The organism is Dapis brunnea BLCC-M229 (genome assembly GCF_050015995.1).
Classification (GTDB): domain Bacteria; phylum Cyanobacteriota; class Cyanobacteriia; order Cyanobacteriales; family Microcoleaceae; genus Trichodesmium.
Map to the genome: position 1 here is coordinate 65,177 of NZ_JBNHEP010000099.1, position 17,544 is coordinate 82,720.

Here is a 17,544-nt window from a genome sequence, read left to right on the forward strand (position 1 = left end):
TATTAATTATTGAATTGATTTGAGACTTTTAATTCTTGAAAATTTTGGTATTTTTTGACAGTGATTTGAGAAGCGATAGACTTCCAATCCGCTTTCCTACGGAATGCTACGCAAACGTGTTGGCGGAGCCTAGCGGCAGCTATATCGCATATTCTCCATTTGAAATTTTATTTTTGGTCATTTGTCAAAAAAATTAGATGCGTTTTCCCTGCAATGAATATAATAGAGTTAGACTTGTTAATCAGCTAATTAATAGTATCCCAAAACTACAAATCCAAGCAATTCAACAGTTTAATCAAAATGATATTCGGGCAGGTAAAATGGTAGTAGAAACACTATTATAACAAGGAGAATTAGCTAAAGCTACAGAAGCTATATATGCTGTACCAGAACAACTCAGTGACCATCCAGAAATCAATTTTATCAAAGGTAGATTAGCTTGGGAATTATTCCAAGATGGAAATCAAAATAACTTGATAGATAAAGCTATAAGTTATTGGGAAAAAGCGGCTGCCAAAAACCAAGATAATATTCAATATCAAAATGCTTTAGGTTTTGCTTATTACACCAAAGGAAATATAGAAAAAGCTTATAAAGCTTGGTTAAAAGTGTTACATTTGTCTGGAGCAATTGCCCCAGAAATAGAAAAAAATTCTCCTATTTCTGATAACTACAATAAAAATGTATCAGTCAAGGATAGAGAAGCTCTGAATGCTTATGCAGGTCTAGGATTAGTGACGCTTAAATATTCTCAAAATTTACAAAAAATTCCCGTTCAAGCTTTTACATATGCTGGTAAAGTTATGAGAGAAGCTAACCAAGAGTTTCAGATCGAACAATTGCAAAAAAATTGGTTGTGGTCTCCTAGAGCGCGTCAGGATTGGGACGAACTATTGAAACTTCGAGACCGACAGCCAATTTGAACGTAATAAAAATTTAGAAAAGCTTGCAGTAAGATATTGAAGATTAAGATTTGCCGAATAATCTAAAATATAAAGCCTCTCCTCTTATTTTAAGGAGAGGTAATTATTTATTAATTGTTAATTATTAATTTTTGAATGACCTTTTAAAAACATATTCTTAGGAACTTTACCTAATTGATAAGCACCACGACTGTCTAAATATTGATATTGCCCTGGCTCTAATCCTACATGAATAAACTTTTTTGGATAACCAATGATCACAACATTACCAGAAGGGTCTTTTGGCACAATTTTTTCTAGATATTCTCTAGCATTTGTAGCGCGTCGGAAAAATTCTACTGGTTGCCTAGTGTAAAAAACTAAACTAGGTTTTTCAAAAGCAATCATAATTATTTCTTCTCCTGGTTGTCTAACTTCAACAATTGTTTTAGCTAATTGGCGTAAAGGCAATTGACGTTCTTGATCTACTAAAAACATCATCGGATTAATAGTAAAAATTAAACAAGCTACTAATCCAATAAAATTAGCACTCCAAACCCAAGAAGTTTGTTTTTTTCTCCAAATAAATCCTATGACTATTGCTGTGGTCATCAAGATTAATCCACCACGAATTAATAAACCAGATTTTCTAATTATCTCTGGGAAATATGGCATAGCTGGGTCTCTATCTAGCCAGTTAAAACTGTAGATAATTCCTAGAGCTAAAATTAGTAAAAAAATGATATTTGCGACAACTGAGCAAGATAAAAATCGACCTTTTGATTTAGAAGTATTTCTGATTAATCTGGGAACAAGTTGAACAGAATTATCCGTGGGGTTGACAGATGATTGAGTAGAATTATCTTCAGATTTATTAGTCTGAGTAGACATAGAATCTCTATTAATAATAATATCACTCCAAAATAATCCTACTAATATTGCTGCTGCTGGCATTAATGGTAAGACATAGCTAGGTAATTTAGTAGCCGAGATGGAGAAGAAAATAAAGATACAAATAAACCAGAAAAAAGCAAATAAACCTAACTGTTCAGTTCTAGGTTTACTATGCCAATAACAGGGTTGCCAAAACTTAGTTTTAGCGATCGCTATTGGTAGATAAATAGACCAGGGTGCAAAACCAATTAGTACAACTAAAAAGTAAAAATACCAGGGCGCTTGATGATGGTTCACAACTCTGGTAAAACGTTCAAAATTGTGATAACCAAAAAAACTATCAAGATATTCTTTCCCGTTGACTAAAGTAACGATAAAATACCAAGGGAATGTAATTGTAAAAAAAATTAAAATGCCACGCCGAATATTTATTTCTTGCCAGATTTGAAAAAAATCACCTACATATAATAAAAAGGAACCAATAATCATTGCCGGTAAAACAATTCCAATCGGACCTTTGGCGAGAACTGCTAAAGATATTAGTATATAAAAGGCTAAATACCATTTGTTCAATCGGGGAGATTTTGTAGTTTTTGATGATTGATTGTCATGAGGCAGGTCGGAAACTTTGTGTTTGATTATTTTGCTGTTTTTTTGCTGAGGAATATGAGTATTTTCTGTTTGTGAAGCATATCCTATAAAAAAGGCTAATAGTGCCGAACACATGCAGCCTGTTAATAACATATCAGAAACTCCAATACGTCCCCAAGCAATAGTTTCTGGATTTAAAGCTATCATCGCAGCACCAATCCATGCTATTAATAATCTCACCATTAAAAACTTATTTTCAGGGGTATATATCTGAGAATTCAGGTAATAATAACCATATTTGTAGAGTATATAAAAACCAAAACACATTAAAGCAGTTGCAGATATTGCTGAAGGGAAACGGACAGACCATTCATTAATACCAAAAAGATAATAAGCGATCGCCATTAACCAATAAATTAAAGGTGGCTTATCAAAGCGAGTTTCTCCATTAAAATAAGGTGTAATCCAATCTCCTGTTTCTACCATTTGACGAGCAGCTTCGGCAAAAAGTGGCTCTGTTTCATCAATTAAACCAATATTATCAAGGTTACAAAAGAAAGCTAGCCAAGCAAGTAAGGAGAGCCATAAAATAGAAAGTGCTAATGTTAAAATATGACTTTTTGGTTGAGATTTAAACCAATTAATAATGTCTAACGGTTGTATTAGTTTCATTCAAATAAGTTATCCCTGTAAGTTTTAAAGTTTAAACCCTAATTTGGCTGGAAATTAGCAGGTAATCAATCAGCTATTAGCAATCAGCTCTCAGCTTTTTTCTGAATTAAATAAAGATTTTTTTAAGAACTCTTATTTTAACTGAAGAGCAACATATGTATGCTAGAAATTATCTGAAATATATCAATAATAATTTCTTCGGTTAAGACAAGACAAGCGTAATTATAATCTAGCTGATAAGAAAGTTACGACCCAGGAGGCAAGCTAAAAGCTGATGGCTGAATGCTTACATTAGCAGAGTGACCATCGATATTTTTTCATGGCCTTAAAATTAACTGCCATTCTGATGTTTCTGTATTCCAAATAGGAAAGCTTGTTTCTCCCACAACATAAGGCCCCCAATATAAACGAGACCCATCTTGAGCAAAGACAACTAAAATATCTCCTGGTTCCAGGGTTAATTTTGTTTCTGGTAAAGAGAGTATTAACCCTCTACTACTACCTTCTCCTGGAGCAAAATCCCAGTGAGCAGATTTTTGGTAAGATTGTTCTGAGGATTTAGCTAATAGTGCTATACGAAGTGGACGATATGTACAGTTGCTAACTCGAATGGCTCCTCTATTAGTTTTGACTATAGATGATTCAGAAATAGTGATGGGAATATTACATTCTTGGGTTTGGTTTTTTGGAGATTTTGGTAGGGGTGTTGGAGCAGGAATGTTTGATAAAGGAGGTTTTAAAATTGCTGAAGATTTTGATGTTTGTAATTTTGCAGACTCATTTTTTGTCCAGGATATTGTTAACTGAAACCTGCCAATGATGAGTCCTAATAAAAAGAATATTAAAGCAATAATAATTTTTGAGTAAGGTTGAAATTTCATTTGAATTTAAGTATTTATTTTTCTCCTTTAACTTGGCATTCTGATTTTGTTTAGCCTGAAACATTTTTTGTCCAGGATATTGTTAACTGAAACCTGCCAATGATGAGTCCTAATAAAAAGAATATTAAAGCAATAATAATTTTTGAGTAAGGTTAAAATTTCATTTGAATTTAAGTATTTATTTTTCTCCTTTAACTTGGCATCCTGATTTTGTTTAGGCTGTAATGTTTCAGCCTGCTATTCTGCTATGTTAGACTACTTATGTGTCCCTATGCGGAAGTCAAAAGTCAAAAGCGGTGCGACCCCTCGTCGGTGTAAGACAGCAAGCGGTCGTTTCGGCTGTCGCCGACATGAAAAGTGGAGCTTTCCGTAGGATGAGATGGCTAGGTTTCCTTTTCCTCCGGGACGTTTACGCGTTTTATGTCACGCAGTAAAACGCCATATCCAATCGACCAAGATAGGAAATGCGCACTCCTGTGAGTCAAAAATCAAAAGTATTAATTGCTAAGGCTTTTAGGATTGTGTAACTAATGGGTTATTTCTAGTGTGTTGCACCAAAGTATTTTTAAGTTGAAAATTATATAAATTCAAAATATATTTAACATCATCTATGCAAAGTACCCGTCTTAATAGATTACTGAACGTTATTCTGGAGAGGTTTAAACAATGGTTGCTTAATCCTTGGCGTCGAATTTCTTTATTAATTATTAGTTTGTTGTTTGGTAATTTTGCAGCAACTGCCCTTTCTACCATTGCTGGGCAAGAAGGTTACTTAGATGTTTTATATGCTTTAATCTGTTTGTTGATTACTGAAATATTAAACTGGTTGGTTTATGGTAGTAAAGGAAAAATTGCACGTTCTTTGGGGATAGATATTTTGAATGGTTTTAAAATTGGTTTTACCTACGGTCTATTTTTGGAAGCTTCCAAATTAGGTTCTTAAAATAGGGAGTAGGGAGTAGGGGGTAATAATTAATAATTAATAATTAATTATTACCTCTTCTGATAAATTAGAGGATTGCCTAAAAGGAATTTTTTTCTTCTCTTGGTTGATTGGATATGGCGTTTTCGGCTGTCGCCCAGCGTTTTTGATGTCGGCAACAGCCGAAAAGAAGTTGTGCGTTAGCTAAACGACCGCTGTCTTGGTCGATTGGATATGGCGTTTCGGCGCTTGAGCCGACATGAAAAGCGTTCGCGGCTCTGCAAGAGCGGGAGACCTCGCCATCCCATCCTAGGTCATGCTCCGCAAACGACCGCTTTTTCTCCATGAATGGAGAGGCTTTATACCTTAATTTCTCGGTAATTGTTATTAATTAGGTTGGGACACTTACCTTTTTTATTTCCTGTTCCCTGAAACAAATTACGAAATAATACCAGGCGTGATAAAGTTTGCGACGAATCTCTGTTCCCGGCGTTGGTAATTGGTGGGATGATTTTCTCCTAGGGGTGATACCCATCACTTACTCTGGTTAAATATTTATATAAAATCTGGTTATATATAGCATTTCTCAAATTGGTGAGATACACAAATTTTCGATTTTAGGCAACAGCGAATAGGGAATAAGGAATAGAAAAAAATACTGTACCTCATTAATATGAGAACTGCTATAATATATGTTGATAATTCTATAAATTACTTCAATATTGAATAGAACCACCTCCCCATCTACCCTAACCATATAATAAGTATTCAACCAGATTTGATATTAGAGGTATTAGAAACAGATTACTTTTAAAGTTTAATCCCTTGATTTACCAACGCCCTGTTCCCTGTTCCCTTTTCCCTATTCTCTGTTTCCTATAATTATAATTTTTATGCAATTTTCTAACTTATCTCTAGGACACACTTTACAGATTTTGCAACAAGGTAAGTGCCTGGGAAAAAAAGAATTAGAAATCTTAGCAAATCAGGAATTAATAGAACAAAAACTTGCCGATGTTTTTAACATTACTTCGGCAAATGTGAGAGAAGTAATTATGGAGCGATCGCTTTTATTTCAGTCTGTAATTACTGACTATGATAAATTTCCTCTCAGAGATAATCAGACTTTAGAAACTTTATGGAAATTATGGTTGCCTTTAGGAATAAAATTAGCTAATAAACGTCAAAGTTTAAGTCGCCCATTAGTTCAAGGAATTTTAGGTGGACAAGGAACTGGTAAAACTACCCTAGCAAAAATTTTAGTCTTAATTTTAGACAGGCTTGGCTATAAAACTATTAGCATTTCTATTGATGATATTTATAAAACTTACGCCGAACGTCAACTTTTACAAAAAGAAGATTCCCGATTAATTTGGCGCGGACCTCCAGGAACCCATGATGTTAGTTTAGGAATAGAAATTTTAGATAAATTACGTCAATCTGAAAATCGAAATTCTGATAATTTAATTGCTATTCCTAGATTTAATAAGTCTCTTTTTCATGGAGCTGGAGATAGAATTGAACCAGAGATAGTAAGTAAAGTTGATATTGTTTTATTTGAAGGTTGGTTTGTGGGAGTTCGACCAGTTGAAGAGAAAATTTTTGATGTTGCACCACCACCAATTATTACAGAAGCAGACAAAAAATTTGCCCGTGATATGAATAAAAAATTAACAGAATATTTACCTCTGTGGGAAAAGTTAGATAGTTTAATTGTTTTATATCCTACTGATTATCGTTTTTCTAAACAATGGCGAAAACAAGCAGAACAACAAATGATTGCTTCAGGAAAATCAGGAATGAATGATGATGAAATTGAAAATTTTGTAGATTATTTTTGGAAAGCATTGCATCCAGAATTTTTCATTAAACCACTCATACAAAATCCTGAATTAGTAGACTTAGTGATAGAAATTAATTCCGATCATTCTGTCGGAAATATTTATCATTAAAACTATTAAATAAGAAGCTAAATTAAAAACAAGGTGGTGGTGCATTGTAATAGTCGTCTATTGTCATTATTTTTGTTACGAGACATGGCAGTGGGAGCATCTTACTCCCATGCTAGGCATTGCTTATTCCTATTTAGCATTGCTAATGCAATTTATTGAATATTATAAATGGTACTACTAGGGCGTCTAGACTAAAATTGTGGGTTGAAAAAACCTAACCCCCTAACCCCCTTCCTATCCCCCCTTACCCCCCTTTGAAAGAGTAGGACTGTTTCAAAAAGCTTTTTTGGGTGAAGGAGGGATTTGGAGGTAGAAAAATGGCAAAATACAACTAAATAACTCGCGCTATGGAAGGAATTAGCTAACTAAAGCCTAACTGATTATTCTCATGAGTACGGCTATGCAGGACTGATAATTGATTAATGGACAATGATGATTGTGGGAAAAATTTGATGATTTTGAGACGAACTAGGAACGAATTTCTCCCCATCTCCCCATCTCCCCATCTCCCTATCTGTCTTTCAAGAGAATGAAACAGCCCTGCCTTTGAAAGGGAAGGGGGAATTTCTCCCCTCTCCTTGCAGGAGAGGGGGATGGGGGAGAGGTCTTAACCAAGCAGCAAACTTACCCACATTTTTAATCTAGACACGCTACTACCTAGAAGTCAAAAATTCAAAAGAAAAGTATTGATTAGTAAAACTTTTACGGTTTTGTCAGTGACCAAAGAAATAAGGTCTCAAGCCTCCTACTGGCTTTGCCAGAGGCTGAAGCCATAAAAAAGGATAAAAAAGAAAATTCCCTATTGGGTATTACACAATTTTTAGAGCTTTAATATAGCTCAAACTCTCTTTGTGATACCAATTCAATAAATGTTTGCTACAAATAGCTAGGGTACTTTTTAGGAGTCAGGAGTCAGGAGTCAGGAGTCAGGAGTCAGGAGTCAGGAGTCAGAATGAATTACTTAAATACCATTTTTTAGTTCAGAAATCATCTTTTTGGTAAAAGAGACATTTTCTCTAAAATCTTTTTGTTACCCTGACTATTCATAACATTCTTTTTTCAAAACGGTATGATAGGTTATTTCAGTTATCAGTATATCAGTACCTCCGACTAAAGTATCTGGCTTGAAATACTGAGTTGAATATTTTTTTCATCCCCTGAAAAAGGGATATTTTAGACCTCATTTTTTGGTAAATACGCCCATTTTTTTACTCAAGCAATCAAAGAAACGAAAAGACATTAGTTAATAAATATTTGAGCAGAATCGTTTCAATTTTGTTGTGTAATACCAATTACTAAAAGTAATGCTACGCTTCAGCTATACTTCAAAAGTTAAATATTTAGCAAGGTAAACAGTCTTTTTTTTACAATTATTAATCAGTCAGTATTGATTGGATTGTTTCTAGTTTTACTTCTCCCCACACTCCCCACACTTTCCAACCCTTTTAATATAGCATTCTTTTTGAGAAATGGTATAATTTTCACCCTGTTTATGCTATAAAATAGACAAATTGATAGCTAAATTTTTATTATTAAGTCAGGATAAAAATGGCAAAAAAAAAATTAATAATTTTGCTAGCAACTGTGTTATTAACCGTGATAGCAGTTATAGTTACTGCTAATTTTAACAGACAAAATCAAGAAAATATAACGATAGCGGTCGCAGCTTCTTTAACTAATGCAGGAGAAGCAACAGAAAAAGTAGGCAAATCAATGGTCAGAGGGGTACAACTCTACATCAACAATATCAACAAAGCCGGAGGAATTCAAGGTAAACAGTTGAAACTGCAAATTTATGACGACCAAGGAAAAGTAGATGTAGCTGAAAAAATAGCTCGGGAGATTGTCCAATCTCCAGCGATCGCCGTTATTGGTCACTATTCTAGTAGTGTATGTCTGGCCACCGGAAAAATTTATCAAGCTGCTGGTATTCCTGCAATCAGTGGTTCAGCAACTGCCGATGCAGTTACGGCAGAGAATGAGTGGTACTTCCGGACAATTTTTAACGACACCTTTCAAGGTAAATTTATCGCGACTTACTTGAGAAAAGTTCTAGGATATTCAGAAATTGGTATTATCCGGGGCTATGATGCTTACGGTTTAAACTTAGGTAAAAATATTGAAACAGCTTTCCAGGAATTAGGAGGAAAGACAATAGCTCAATGGCAACTACCAAAAAACCAAAGCGCTGCAACCGATCGGATAATTATCAAGGAATTGCAGAAACTCAAAAAGTTAGATCGACTTCCACAAGCAATTATGTTAGCTACGAATCGCGATCAAGTGACGAATTTACTGCGCGAAATCAAAAGACGCAACCTAAATTTATCCCTATTTGGTGGTGACGATCTAGGTGATGTAGGTTTTGCTCAAACCTTTGCTGACCTTCCTGAAGAAGAAAGTCCAGGCTTCTTTACCAATGGCCTTTATGCTACAGTGCCAATCATTTATGATGTAGTTAATGAGCAAACTCAACAATTTAAGAGAACATTTGAAAAGATTTATGGAGTTTCCCCTGGTTGGTCTGCTGTTTCCTACTATGATGCTACCAGCGCCGTTGTAGAAGCTATTAATAGGACTTTATTAACAGAAAAAGATTTACCAACATCAGTTTTTACAGGTAAAGACCTCAAAAAAGATCGTTCCCTGGTTAAAGAGGGTTTAGTTGGGATCGATAGTCCCGATACCGCCGTCGAAACAGGAACAAGAAAATTTTACTTTGCTGAGAATAATACTGCTAGTGTTCCTATTGGTGTGGGAGTCTTTGACCAAGCTCAACTTGTATCCGCTTTTACTCAACTACAACTGATTACAAATATCAATATAATTTCCAACTTAGAAGCAAAAATTGCTAATAGAAATATTTTCAAAATTGGGCAAGAATACTGGAAAAAAACCGACATTGTTTATGTAGGTTTGGATCTTAATGAAATTAGCAATCTAGATGAAAAAAGTTCAAACTATCTGGTCGATTTTTATTTGTGGTTTAGATATAAAGGTAATGTGAGTCCTGATAAAATTGAGTTTATCAACTATGGGATAAATCGTTTAGATTCTGGAGAACAATTAACTCTCGAAGAACCAATAGAGAGTGGAGAAGAAAATGGAGTTAAGTATAAAATATATAGGATTAAAGCTGATTTTCACGAAAAGTTTGATTTTCACGATTACCCATTCGATCAACAGCGTTTAACTGTAAAGTTTCGCAACATAAAGCGAACCAGAGACGAGTTGATTTATGCAATTGACTTCATCGGAATGCAAAATATTACTACACAAGAATTATTTAATAAGTGGAGGCAGAAAGTTTTTAAACAAATTACCTCTTGGAGACCTACAAAAATAACTTTTTTTCAGAATACTTTAGTAAATGATTCTAAATTAGGCTATCGGAAATTTATCAATACAAACTCATATTTAGAATACTCCCAGTTCAATGTTGTCATTGATATCAAAAGGGAAATAGTCAGTTTCAGTCTCAAAAATTTACTGCCTCTGTGGTTTTTTGTTCTTGTAGCATATCAATTATTGTTTTTACCTTTCGATAAACTATCTGCCGAATTATTTAGTGGTATATTACTAGCTATTGTATTTTACCATCTGAGTTTATTAGAAGCTTTGCCTGATGGAATTGGTTATGTTGTTGCCCTTGATTATGCTTTTTATTTAGTCTATTTTTTATGTGGGTTAGAATTAGCGTTAGTAACAGCAGGGTCTAGTAACAGATTTAAAAATAATAAAGCACAGCTTAGACAATTAATTGTATCAGCCAGGGTGCTATTTCCAGTTATTCTATTGATTGGATCTATCTGGCTTTGTATAATGTATTTATAGTGTCACTTGTAGGAAAAGTCTGGTCATTTCAGTTATCAGTTATTTAGGACTTACGCAATACAACATATTTTTGTCATTGCGACCGACAGGGAAGCAATTTCAAATCTTAGTTTGTCGTACCTCATGTATAAGTCCTGTTATTAATAACTCCGACTAAAGCATCCAGATTGAAATATGTATGGCGAATATTTTTTTCATCTCCTTAAAAGGGGGAGACTTTGGACTTAACATGATATTAGTAGATTAGTACCACTTACCCAAACTCATTGTTACAAAAATTATCATATTTTTGTATTTAATTTGTATTAAAATTTCTCTGTTATTACTAATTTAAAAATTAATGAAAACTATATATTTACTAAGACCCAGAGAGGCCGAAGGCACTTATCTGAGAATAGTCTCAATAAATGATGTTTACGACATCAAAAACTATCCTTATGTTGAAACAGTTATTAAATCTCTAAAACAGACAGCAGAAGATGCAGTAGTAATAGCTGCTCTTAGCGGAGATTTTCTTTCTCCCTGTTGATTAACTTCCTTGGATGGTGGTAAGTCAATGTTAGAAGTCCTCAACTTAGTGGAGATTTATTACCTTTGCTTTGGCAACCATGAATTTGATGTGAATCTAGATGTCCTACAAGAACGTTTCAAAACCTACCAAGGTAAGTGTCTAAGATGAGTTAGCATCCTTAGCTATCTAATAGGGAGGAGTCAGGAGTCAGAAGTCAGGATTCAGGAGGGAAGAGGAGAATCAGTACCCTAACTTTTCTGGCGATCGCTCTATACATTCCCCAAGCATTTTTTCAATTTGGTCTACCACCACCATTTCCCAATATCACTGATAATCTCTGCCGTGATTTTTGGTATCAGTCAAGTCTTCTTCTCAAGCAAGCTGCTATCAGCGATTTTGATTTTTGTCGGATTGATACTGTACAGCCGGGAAGTATTTTTGCCCTATTGGGTTCGGCAATTAGACTACTAACAGGAATGGCGTTGGGAATAGATCCCAATGTGCTTTATTTTGGACTATGGGGATACAACTCGACATTGAGAGCGATCGCCACTGGAGGAATCTTTTATGCTCCTAACTTGAGGAGTGTGGGGTCATCCTCTGGAGCAGCCTTACTAACAGCACTAATCTGTTGGATAATCAATGTAACTATGACACCCATTGGTTTACCCATTTTGTCAATCCCCTTTCAGTTGGGGACTTACATTTGCTTTTTAAGCATGAGACGATTACTTCCTTCTTTAGTTCCTGTAGCACCTTATGCTATTGCTAGCCCAGAAGAACATCGATTTCGCTATATTACTGCCAAAGAGGTTATTTCCAGGTTCCGAAAGCAATTAAAATAAAAGAGGTGATCGAAGGAAGGCATCATCGGGTATTATTTACCAATGCTTCACAAGAGCTAAAAGGAGATATACGCTACATTTTTGATGGAATTGACAGCAACAATAGTGGTAGTTTGTCCCTAAAGGAACTCAGTTACCACTTTCAAAAAGCAGGAAACCCCTTAAAGGAAGAGGAGTTGAATCTTGTCTTTTCTAGTATGGATGTGGATAGTAGTGGCGAGATTGACCTTGAAGAGTTTGGCGAACTGATGTTACGGCATCGCTATTTGATGTCAAGGTTTGAAGAATTTTCCACTTACTTTATTCCCATTGATGCTGACAAAAATGGTGTTTTAGATATCCGTGAAATGAATGTAGTATTGGCAAGTGTTGATGAACCTCCTTTTTCAGAGGAGGAAATCGCATTTCTATATCAAAAAACAAGAGAAAAAGACTTCACTTGGGAAAAGTTTATTGAAGTATTATTAGTAATTTAGGGGTTTGTGAATAAATAGACATCTCCAGAAAAGAGGGAACAGGGAACAGGGAACAGGGAGGAGGAATTGATAATTTATGGATAATAATTGACTTTACTGTTTATTTTTGGAGATGTCTAATGTAGAATATCATGTCCGGTTGAACAGTTATAAATAATTAGGGAGGAGTCATTTCAGTTATCAGTTATCAGTACCTCTGGCTGAACCATCAGGATTGAAATAATGACCAAGAAAAGAAAAAAAAATCCTTTTAGCCAATCCTCTTATTGATAATAAGAGGTAATAATTAATTATTAATTGTTAATTATTGAAACTCTTGTTTTGGCTAAAAACTTACATTGTTAGGAATTTCATACCTAAAATTAGCAACGCCGTAATTTAATATCCAATGTTGTTAACAACAACAAAAGCTTAAAATTAATCTTCCAATTCCGCCATAGCAATTTTCACTTTTTCCTTACCCTCAGAATTATCCTGTTCCTCAAACAATTTTAAAGCTTTTTCAAAAGATCTTAATGCTTCTCTGTTACGTTCTCTACCTTTAAGAGCTAACCCCATTTTATAATGACCATCTGCATTCTCAGGATTTCTCTTAATTACTTGCCGATACATAATTATTGCTTGTAAATAATCCTGCTGTTCTAAAAGTATCTCTGCAGCAGCAAACCTAGCTTCCAGTAAATCAGGATTAGCATAAGCAGCTCTTTGATAAAATTTCAAAGCACCTTGAATATTATTCTGCGCTTGATAAATTTCCGCAATTTGAAACTGAATATCTCCATTTCGAGGTTCTAGACGAGAGGCTAATTTCAGAGCAGCTAAACCGCCATTAGTATCTCCAGTAGCGAGTAGAGCAGTTCCCAACTTGATTTGTATCCCTGCATCTCTCGGTGATAATTGCACAGCTTGTCGCACTGCTGCCAATGCTTCAGGAAAGCGCTTTTGCTTAAGTAATACTAAACCCATTGCAGCATGAGCTTCAGCATTCTGAGGATTAGACTTAATTGCTACTTGATATGCAACGATCGCCTCATTGTATTTCTCTTGGCGAAACAATGCAGCAGCTAACCCTAAATGAGCATTAATATTATTGCGGTCTAGCAAAGAAGCACGACGATAAGCTTCAATTGCACCCTGATAATTTTCTAATTTGGCCATACTATACCCCAAACCATATTGAAAATTTGCGTTATGAGGATCTATGGCGATCGCCTGTTGATAAAACTGAACTGCTGCTTGGAAATTTTCTTGTAGTGCTTCCAAGTAGGCAATACCGGAATATATTTGTGCATTCTTGGGGTCTAAACGTGCTGCCTGTTGATATATTGTTATGGCAAGTTGATAATTTCCAGCATCCGCTAATTCACGTCCTTGACGTAGTAGTTTATCTAACTTTGAACTCGCAGCTTGATCAGCTTGAGCTAATAATTTGACCCCACAAGTTGGAAAAGTATAGGAGGTGTCATTTGCCTTTTGGTCTATTTGTTGACAAGGAACTCCATAAACAATAGAAGGAATAGTGGCTGTTATTGTGGCCACTATTAGACTATTTAATATTAATATTGTTTGTTTATACACGGCTAGTCTCAAATATTAGGTGTTTATAGAAATTATTAATCATATCACTTTGTTCAGGAATTCCCTAGAAAGTTGGGAATGAAAGTTTCCCAGAAAGCTTTGGCCATTATTGAATTACGCGATCGCGAAAACAACTCAATCACTTCGTCAAATGAATATGTTTTTTTGAAAGCCAATAAAACTTGTAAACCGAAGTAGCGATCGCCAGCCCGGTTTTAATCATCTACTCAACTTCATCCAATAGGTCAAAAGTAAGAGGCTGTTTGTAAAGAATTATGAAGTATTAGTAGCGATATAGCTGCCGCTAGGCTCCGCCAACGCTAACCATTTTAGCATTAAACGAATCATGGAAATATAAACCAAAGCTTCGCTATTGTGAGGATTTTCTTCATAATCTTTAGACAGTTTACGATTACGGCCTAACCAAGCAAAAGTCCTCTCTACCACCCAGCGTCTGGGTAAAACTTTAAACCCTTTTTCAGTTTTGTTAACAATAGCTAATTTCCATCCACAAACCATTGGCACTGATTTCTCTAGTTTTCCTCTATAACCTTGATCTGCCCAAACAATTTTCAGATTCGGAGCATCATATTTAGCTTGAAGAAATACAGACGCGAGCTCCTTCTCTATCCTGTATATTTGCAGTATGTACAACTACACTCACTAACAACCTTTGAGTATCTACCAATATGTGTCGTTTTCTTCCTTTTACCTTTTTACCAGCATCATAACCTCTAATCCCCCTTTTTCAGTCGTTTTTACCGACTGTGAATCAATTATACCCGCCGATGGCTCTTCAGTTCTTCCTTGTTTGATTCTGACTTTTCTTCGTAACGTATCATTGATTTGTTTCCATACTCCACTGCATTGCCAACGATAAAAATAGGTAGCTACGGTCTGCCAAGGTGGTAAATTATGAGGAAGTGCCCGCCATGTACAGCCGTTGTGTACGGGCATTGCACAATCAGGAATGATGAAATCCGAAAATAGATATTTTTGGATAATTCTTTCCTTAATATATGTACAGTTGATAATCTATTATCATTCTTTAATATGCAACCCCTGTGTACGAGGTAGAAAATACCATTAATAACTTCTCTTGTATCGACACTTCGAGACGTACCACCAGAATGGGGTGGAGGAATCAGGGGCCTTAAAATTTCCGACTGTTCATTGGTTAGGTCACCCTTGATAGTTTTTTCTTTCCATAGGAGGGAAAATCATTACAATTATCATTGTCTTACCTTTTGGGTTATGGCGATCAATTTCCCTTACAAAACTTTACAAACAGTCTCTAAAGATTCGGTATTGTTAATTAGACAGTATTTGAGGCCAATATCAATCATCTCACTTGTTAATATTTACAACAACTTGAGCCTGACCAAGGATGAAATTTACTCTTGAGAGATTAAATGATAATGATTGAAAAATTTACTCTTGTTAATTAAAACAGGACTTACGCAAAGACACTACATATAGCGCCTACTAATTTAGGCGATCGCTATAATTTTTTAAGCGATCGCCTAGCCTTGCTGATTCTCCGCCAATTCCATAAAAACTTAAAAAACTGTCATTTTAATTGTCGGATATTTGAGTTCAGATACTAGATATTTGGATAATAATTGATGTTTCAATTGATATATAGTTTGTCCCGTATGGATTTGCTATTTTTTTCAACTGACAATATTTTATATAATTAAAGTCCATTAAAAATCTTCATAAAAAATTAATTTTATACTTAATTAGTATACAATATAATCTACATAAATATCAATCAATTTTTTCAGTTTATAATAATTTTTTTGTGGTTCAGGCGATCGCTTAAAAGATTATAGCGTTGGCGGAGCAAGTGCGGCAGCTACATCCCTAGATTGGCCATACACTATATATAGTGTCTTTGCGTAAGTCCTGTGTAAGAAAAAATACGATCGCCTCTACAAACAATCGGTAGAACTTAAGTATGAAAAAGTTATTATATCATGTTCGGATAATCAGTTATAAATAAAATTTAAGAACTGAGAGTACCGACAGTACCAAATAAATACTGAAATTATCTTGACTTTTCTCCTTCCCTCCTGACTCCTGACTCCTGACTCCTGATAACTCAGAACAGTTATTTATAAGTATTCAACCGAACATGATATTACCCCACATTCTCGCTATTTAGCTAACCAAATCTGTGATAACCATATTAAAGAAGCACTACTGCGGAGCAATTTATCAACACTTGTTTATGATCGCCCCGAGTATACAAAATTAACCAAGTTTTCGATTTATTTGGATTTGGGTTAATGGTCAGAGCTATGCTGCTAGTTAGAACTTATCCACTGAGTCGGTTTGAGTCAGCCGGAGCATTTAAACGTCGATTGGGTTTTGGTCAACACGAAAGGTCGAGTTGTCAGATAGAGGGTTTTAGTAGCGCAGACTCCAGTATTGCCAAAACGGAGTTATACAATTGGAGCCGAACATCTGTGGGTAATAAAAGACTAATTTCTCAAGTTGGTTTAGAGATTCAGGCGAAGTTTAGAAGAGCATTGACTTAATCAAAGAATAACGATATGATAAGTATTTAAGCATACTATTAGGCAGACTGCACTCACCCGTATATGAAATCCATTAGAACTAAGCTCAAACTTAATCACAAGCAGAAAACTCTGATGGCTCAACACGCAGGCTACTCACGTTGGTGTTACAACTGGGGTTTAAGTTTATGGAATGCTGCTTATAAACATGGCTATAAACCTAATGTTTCCTTCGGAATGCTGCGCAAACGTAAGCTAAGAGAGGTTTTTACTAATCACACAAAACCTCTTTATCCCTGGATGAAAAACTTGTCCTCTAGAGTTGATCAATACGCTTTCATCAACTTAGGTGAAGCATTTAAGAGGTTTTTTCAAGGGTTAGGTAAATATCCAAAGTTTAAGAAGAAAGGTAGTTCTGATTCTTTCACAATTGATAATTATCGTATCATAGATTTGAAACTAAGTTGTCTAGATTACAATACTTAAATCCTCATAAAGAGGTGGGTTCTGCTAACTGGAAAAAAGCACAACTAAAGATAGCTAGGCTGCAAGAAAAGTAGCAAACATCCGTAATAACGCACTTCATAAATTGACAACATACTTAGCCAAAAATTACGGCACAATTGTCATTGAAGATTTGAATGTTCAAGGTATGTTGGCTAACCATAAGCTAGCTAAATCAGTTAGCAGATAGTGATTTTACGAATTCAGGCGACAGCTAAAATACAAGTGCGAATGGTACGGTTGCGATCTGGTAGTAGCAGAAAGATTTTTTCCATCATCAAAGACTTGTTCTAACTGCGGTCACGTCCAAGAAATGCCATTAAATCTGAGAACTTATGATTGCCCAGAATGTGGGTTGTCAATAGACAGAGATTTAAACGCCAGTATTAATTTGAGAGATGCGGTCGGCTTGACCGTTTCGGCTGTCGCCGACATGAAAATGCTTGTGGATGAGTAACCG

General features: G+C 35.3%; 16 protein-coding genes and 1 pseudogene. 11 read left to right on the forward strand and 6 right to left on the reverse strand.

Annotated elements, in window-relative coordinates:
- Nucleotides 1-197 precede the first annotated feature (197 nt).
- The gene (locus ACP6PM_RS12055) at nucleotides 198-344 is read left to right on the forward strand and encodes a hypothetical protein (protein WP_426584873.1); all 147 of its coding nucleotides are present in this window, start codon (nucleotides 198-200) and stop codon (nucleotides 342-344) included.
- 129 nt (nucleotides 345-473) lie between these two features.
- Nucleotides 474-923 carry a hypothetical protein gene (locus ACP6PM_RS12060; protein ID WP_426584875.1) on the forward strand — a complete coding sequence of 150 codons (450 nt, stop codon included), beginning with the start codon at nucleotides 474-476 and terminating at the stop codon, nucleotides 921-923.
- A 117-nt stretch (nucleotides 924-1,040) separates the two neighbouring features.
- Here ACP6PM_RS12060 and ACP6PM_RS12065 read toward each other — a convergent pair whose 3' ends face one another.
- Both ACP6PM_RS12065 and ACP6PM_RS12070 read right to left on the reverse strand, forming a co-directional pair.
- Nucleotides 1,041-3,059 (reverse strand): ArnT family glycosyltransferase, encoded by a 2,019-nt coding sequence (locus ACP6PM_RS12065; RefSeq protein WP_426584877.1) that lies wholly within the window; start codon nucleotides 3,057-3,059, stop codon nucleotides 1,041-1,043.
- A 317-nt stretch (nucleotides 3,060-3,376) separates the two neighbouring features.
- Complete coding sequence (locus tag ACP6PM_RS12070; RefSeq protein ID WP_426584879.1) at nucleotides 3,377-3,940, reverse strand: hypothetical protein; 564 nt, start codon at nucleotides 3,938-3,940, stop codon at nucleotides 3,377-3,379.
- 610 nt (nucleotides 3,941-4,550) lie between these two features.
- Between ACP6PM_RS12070 and ACP6PM_RS12075 the strand changes: the two genes are divergently transcribed.
- The 7 genes from ACP6PM_RS12075 (at nucleotide 4,551) to ACP6PM_RS12105 (ending at nucleotide 12,480) form a co-directional block, all read left to right on the forward strand.
- On the forward strand, nucleotides 4,551-4,883 hold the full coding sequence (locus ACP6PM_RS12075; protein ID WP_426584881.1) for a DUF565 domain-containing protein: 333 nt from the start codon (nucleotides 4,551-4,553) through the stop codon (nucleotides 4,881-4,883).
- 872 nt (nucleotides 4,884-5,755) lie between these two features.
- Entirely contained in the window at nucleotides 5,756-6,814 is a 1,059-nt protein-coding gene (locus ACP6PM_RS12080) for a glycerate kinase (protein WP_426584883.1), read from the forward strand.
- Nucleotides 6,815-8,362: 1,548 nt separating this feature from the next.
- On the forward strand, nucleotides 8,363-10,648 hold the full coding sequence (locus ACP6PM_RS12085) for an ABC transporter substrate-binding protein (protein WP_426584885.1): 2,286 nt from the start codon (nucleotides 8,363-8,365) through the stop codon (nucleotides 10,646-10,648).
- A gap of 340 nt (nucleotides 10,649-10,988) precedes the next feature.
- Nucleotides 10,989-11,177: a hypothetical protein gene (locus ACP6PM_RS12090; RefSeq protein WP_426584887.1), complete on the forward strand. Its 189-nt coding sequence runs from the start codon at nucleotides 10,989-10,991 to the stop codon at nucleotides 11,175-11,177.
- Nucleotides 11,178-11,204: 27 nt separating this feature from the next.
- Entirely contained in the window at nucleotides 11,205-11,327 is a 123-nt protein-coding gene (locus tag ACP6PM_RS12095; RefSeq protein WP_426584889.1) for a hypothetical protein, read from the forward strand.
- Between the two features lie 278 nt (nucleotides 11,328-11,605).
- Complete coding sequence (locus ACP6PM_RS12100) at nucleotides 11,606-12,004, forward strand: urea transporter (RefSeq protein WP_472847519.1); 399 nt, start codon at nucleotides 11,606-11,608, stop codon at nucleotides 12,002-12,004.
- A gap of 5 nt (nucleotides 12,005-12,009) precedes the next feature.
- The gene (locus tag ACP6PM_RS12105; protein WP_426584891.1) at nucleotides 12,010-12,480 is read left to right on the forward strand and encodes an EF-hand domain-containing protein; all 471 of its coding nucleotides are present in this window, start codon (nucleotides 12,010-12,012) and stop codon (nucleotides 12,478-12,480) included.
- A gap of 417 nt (nucleotides 12,481-12,897) precedes the next feature.
- Here ACP6PM_RS12105 and ACP6PM_RS12110 read toward each other — a convergent pair whose 3' ends face one another.
- The 4 genes from ACP6PM_RS12110 to ACP6PM_RS12125 all read right to left on the reverse strand — a co-directional run bounded on the left by ACP6PM_RS12110 (nucleotide 12,898) and on the right by ACP6PM_RS12125 (nucleotide 15,015).
- Nucleotides 12,898-14,019, reverse strand: coding sequence for a tetratricopeptide repeat protein (locus ACP6PM_RS12110; protein WP_426584893.1), 1,122 nt, complete (start codon nucleotides 14,017-14,019; stop codon nucleotides 12,898-12,900).
- A 312-nt stretch (nucleotides 14,020-14,331) separates the two neighbouring features.
- Nucleotides 14,332-14,688 carry a transposase gene (locus ACP6PM_RS12115; protein WP_426584984.1) on the reverse strand — a complete coding sequence of 119 codons (357 nt, stop codon included), beginning with the start codon at nucleotides 14,686-14,688 and terminating at the stop codon, nucleotides 14,332-14,334.
- On the reverse strand, nucleotides 14,651-14,746 hold the full coding sequence (locus tag ACP6PM_RS12120; RefSeq protein WP_426584894.1) for a hypothetical protein: 96 nt from the start codon (nucleotides 14,744-14,746) through the stop codon (nucleotides 14,651-14,653). The genes ACP6PM_RS12115 and ACP6PM_RS12120 overlap by 38 nt, the downstream gene beginning before the upstream one ends.
- 20 nt (nucleotides 14,747-14,766) lie before the next feature.
- Nucleotides 14,767-15,015, reverse strand: coding sequence for a transposase (locus tag ACP6PM_RS12125; RefSeq protein WP_426584896.1), 249 nt, complete (start codon nucleotides 15,013-15,015; stop codon nucleotides 14,767-14,769).
- Nucleotides 15,016-16,349: 1,334 nt separating this feature from the next.
- Here ACP6PM_RS12125 and ACP6PM_RS12130 point away from each other — a divergent pair.
- Together ACP6PM_RS12130 and ACP6PM_RS12135 are read left to right on the forward strand one after the other, a co-directional pair.
- Nucleotides 16,350-16,601 (forward strand): hypothetical protein, encoded by a 252-nt coding sequence (locus tag ACP6PM_RS12130; RefSeq protein ID WP_426584898.1) that lies wholly within the window; start codon nucleotides 16,350-16,352, stop codon nucleotides 16,599-16,601.
- 63 nt (nucleotides 16,602-16,664) lie between these two features.
- Nucleotides 16,665-17,541: pseudogene (locus ACP6PM_RS12135) on the forward strand (RNA-guided endonuclease InsQ/TnpB family protein).
- Nucleotides 17,542-17,544 lie beyond the last annotated feature (3 nt).